The following is a 1,247-nucleotide window of genomic DNA, read 5'->3' on the forward strand; positions in this document are numbered from 1 at the left end:
TGAGGGGGACCCGTTTGGTGGTCCAGTCGCTATGCGGCTTGGGGTTGGTGGGTCGAGGTCCACTGTAAGGCGAACTCGGCAGGGCTGAGTCCGTGGTGGGCCGAATGCGGTCGGTTGGCGTTGTAGTCGATCCTCCAATCCTCGATGATCACCCGGGCTTCCAACAGCGAGTCGAAGCGCCAGGAGTTGAGCAGCTCATCTCGCAGGCGGCCGTTGAATGACTCGATCCAGGCGTTCTGCCAAGGTGATCCGGGATCAATGAACAGTGAGCCGGTGCCGTTGAACCGGCACCAGTCGTTGACCGCATGGGCGACGAACTCCGGGCCGTTGTCGAACCGCACGTAGTGCGGAGCCCCGTAGGTCAGAGCCAATTGATCGAGGATGTCGACGACGCCATCAGCGTTGATGGCGCGGTCGACGTGGATCGCCAGGGCTTCGCGGGTGAATTCGTCGATGACGTTCAGCATCTTGATGGTGCGCCCATCGGCGGTGGTGTCGAACTGGAAGTCCATCGCCCAGATCACGTTCGGTGCGATCGGCGACATCGCCCCGACCGCGGTCCCGATGCCGGTCAAGCGTTTCTTCCTACGGCGCTGCCGAACTCGCAGGCCCTCATCACGCCACAGGCGGCGGATGCGCTTGTTATTCACCGCCCAGCCGGCCCGCCGGGCCATCACCGCGGCCCGCCGCCAGCCCCAGCGCGGCCGGTCGGTGGAGAACGTGCGCAACCAGGCCCGCAGCTCGGCTTCCTCGTCGGTAATCGGCGCCGGTGTCAGGCGCATCGTGGAGCGGTGGATGCCGACCACGGTGCAGGCTCGACGCTCGGAGACCCCGAACCGCTCACGCAGCACCGCCACGGCGCTGCGCTTGCGGTTCGGGGTTAGAAGTTTCCCTCCGAAATCTCCTTGAGCATGTCGATGTCGAGGGCCTGGTTGGCGACCAGCTTCTTCAGGCGGGCGTTCTCGGCCTCGAGTTCTTTGAGCCGTTTGGCGTCGCTGGCCTTCATACCGCCGTACTGGGCGACCCAGCGATGCCAGGTCGACTCGGTGATCTCCAGGTGCCGGCACACCTCGCTGAGTTCCTGCCCGGCGCCGAGCAGTTTGTTGCCCTCGGCGAGCTTGCGGATGATCTGATCCGGCGTATGCCGCCGGCGCTTCTTGGCTGCCATGTCGTTGCTGATTCTTCCTGCCCGAACACCGGGCATCAGAGTCGCACAACAACTGGACCACTACGAGGGGCTCACCTCA

General features: G+C 64.6%; 1 protein-coding gene. It reads right to left on the reverse strand.

Annotated elements, in window-relative coordinates; all coding sequences use genetic code 11:
- Positions 1–29: 29 nt before the first annotated feature.
- A protein-coding gene (locus LI94_RS21230) for an IS3 family transposase (protein ID WP_152664908.1) occupies positions 30–1,168 on the reverse strand; the annotation gives its coding sequence in 2 pieces (ribosomal slippage) (positions 30–898 and positions 898–1,168; 1,140 coding nt in all).
- Positions 1,169–1,247: the final 79 nt, after the last annotated feature.

The organism is Mycobacterium sp. UM_Kg27, assembly GCF_000972905.1.
GTDB lineage: Bacteria > Actinomycetota > Actinomycetes > Mycobacteriales > Mycobacteriaceae > Mycobacterium.